General features: G+C 62.0%; 2 protein-coding genes. One reads left to right on the forward strand and one right to left on the reverse strand.

Going from position 1 to position 2503, the window contains the following annotated elements; translation table 11 throughout:
* The coding region (locus EN780_RS31970) for a CAP domain-containing protein (protein WP_245500191.1) at window positions 1-174 on the forward strand (174 nt) is incomplete at its 5' end.
* Window positions 175-181: 7 nt separating this feature from the next.
* Here the strand turns inward: EN780_RS31970 and EN780_RS31975 are convergent.
* The coding region (locus EN780_RS31975) for an EAL domain-containing protein (protein WP_245500190.1) at window positions 182-2503 on the reverse strand (2322 nt) is incomplete at its 5' end.

Below are 2503 nucleotides of genomic sequence, written 5' to 3' on the forward strand. Positions count from 1 at the left end.
GAGAACACCGCCGAGGGCCGCTTCGACCAGCAGAAGCTGTTCGACATCGGGATGCATTCGGACGGCCACCGCCGCAACATGCTCGACCCGGACTTCTCCCGCTTCGGCCTCGCCTATGTGCGCGACGGCCGCGATCCGAGCCTGCGCTACTGGAGCCTCGTGCTCGGGCGATAGGCCTCGCCTATCCCTGTTTTGTCGTCAGGGTTCTCGACGCCGGAACGCCTTGGCCGTCATCCGCCACGCTCGCCGTGTGGAGCAGTTTCTCGATGCCCTGGGCAGAGACCGGCTTGCTGAAATGATAGCCCTGCATTTCATCGCAATTGTTCTTGCGCAGGAAGGCCACCTGGTCGTCCGTCTCGACGCCCTCGGCAATGACCCTCAGGTGCAGATTCTGACCCAGCGAAATCACGGCGCTGGCGACAGCCTGATCGTTCTCGTCGGCGGCGAGATCCTTGATGAATGACTTGTCGATCTTCAGCCGCGCCACGGGAAAGGTCTTGAGCGCACTGAGGCTGGAATAGCCTGTTCCGAAATCGTCGATCGATATCTGAACCCCCAGGCTCTGCAAGGCGTCCATCGTCGCGACCGCCAATTCGACGTCCTGCATGATAAGGCTCTCGGTTACCTCGAGCTCGAGATATCTGGCCTCCAGGCCGCTGTCCGTCAGTGCGTTCACGACACGGCCGATCAGGTTCGGTTCCCTGAACTGCCGCGCCGAGACGTTTACGCAAACGGTCAGGGGCGGCAGACCGGCATCCTGCCAGGCCTTGTTCTGCCGACAGGCTTCGTGCAGGACCCAGTCGCCGATCGGCACGATCAGCCCGGTCTCCTCGGCGGTCGGAATGAACGTGTCCGGCGCCACCATGCCTCGTGTCGGATGCTTCCAGCGCAGCAGGGCTTCGACTGCAAAGACCTCTCCTGAGCGAAGATCGACCTGCGGCTGGTAGAGCAGAATGAACTCCGAGCGCGCCAGGGCATTTCGCAATTCCTCCTGAAGCAGGAATTTCTCATGCGCCCTGGTGTTGAACTCGGGAGCGTAGAACTGGAAATTGTCGCGGCCGAATTCCTTCGCGCGATACATTGCGGCATCGGCATTGGCCAGCAGCTGATCCGGGCTCGTCCCGTCCTTGGGATAGTTGGCGATACCGATGCTGGCCGTCGCCCTCAGCCGATGCCTCCCCAGATGAACCGGCTCCGCGATCGCCGCCCGGATCTCTTGCAGGGTCTCCGAGATCAGATCGACGTTCGTCGGCTGGTCGAACAGGACGATGACGAACTCGTCGCCGCCAAGCCGCACGACTGTGTCGGTCGGCCTTACGCATTCGACCATGCGGTTGGCGACGGTCTTCAGCAGCACGTCGCCGGCATTGTGGCCGAGCGTATCGTTGACGAGTTTGAAATTGTCGAGGTCGATGAACACCACCGTCACCCAGCGATCGTATCGCTGCGCATAGAGCAGAGCCTGCGAGAGCCGGTCCTCGAGCAGAGCGCGATTTGGAAGCCCTGTCAGCACATCATGGTTGGCCATGAAATGGATCTGGTCTTCAGCCAGTTTGCGCTCGATGGCGATCCCTGCAATCCGTGTCGTGAAGTCGATCAGCCGCGTTTCGGCCTCGGTCGGTTCGCGCACCGTCATCGAATACATCGCGAAGACACCGAGCACGGCACCTTGATGCGACAGGATCGGGGTCGACCAGCAGGAACGATAGCCGAAGGGCGCCGCCACCTGACGGTACTCTTCCCAAAGCGGGTCCTGCATGATGTCCGCGACGATGACCGGCTCCCGCCGATAGACGGCGGTGCCGCAGGATCCAACCTTGGGGCCGATGGCGATCCCGTCGATGGCAGCGGTGTATTCCTTCGCCAGGCTCGGCGCGCCGCCGTGCCGCAAATGGCTGCCGTCCTTGTCCAGCAGCAGGACGGAACCGAAGATCCCGGTCAGCTGCGACTCGACGAGGCGCATCAGACGGTCGAGCACGTCTTCGAGCAAAGCGCTCATCGCGATCATTTCCAGGATATGCGCCTGCCCCTCCCGGAGGATGTCCGCTTGCTTGCGCGCGGTGACATCGTGAGCGATGCCGACCAGACCGATGATGTCATTGCGGGCATTGCGCAACGGCACCTTTGTCGATGACACCCACTTGCCGGCGCCCGACGCATCGACAATGAACTCTTCCTTGCCGATCATGGGTTGGCCGCTGCTGAGCACGTTCTGCTCCACGGCGCGAAATTTCTGCGCAAGTTCCGGGGCATGGAGATCAAAATCGGTCAAGCCGATCATGTCACTGGTCTTCTCCCGCCCGCTGTCGACCGCAAGCGCCCTGTTGGCCACGACGAAGCGGCTCTCCGTGTCCTTGACCCAGAGATAATCGGGCACCCAGTCGATCAGCGTCTGCAGCGAGATGCGCTCGTCGACGATCTGTCGATTGGCAACCAGCGCGGTAATGTCCTCATGCGTGGCCACCCAGCTGCCGTCGGCCATGGGCTGATGGCAGACCTGAAC

The organism is Mesorhizobium sp. M4B.F.Ca.ET.089.01.1.1, assembly GCF_004022605.1.
In the GTDB taxonomy this organism is placed as follows: Bacteria; Pseudomonadota; Alphaproteobacteria; order Rhizobiales; family Rhizobiaceae; genus Mesorhizobium; species Mesorhizobium abyssinicae.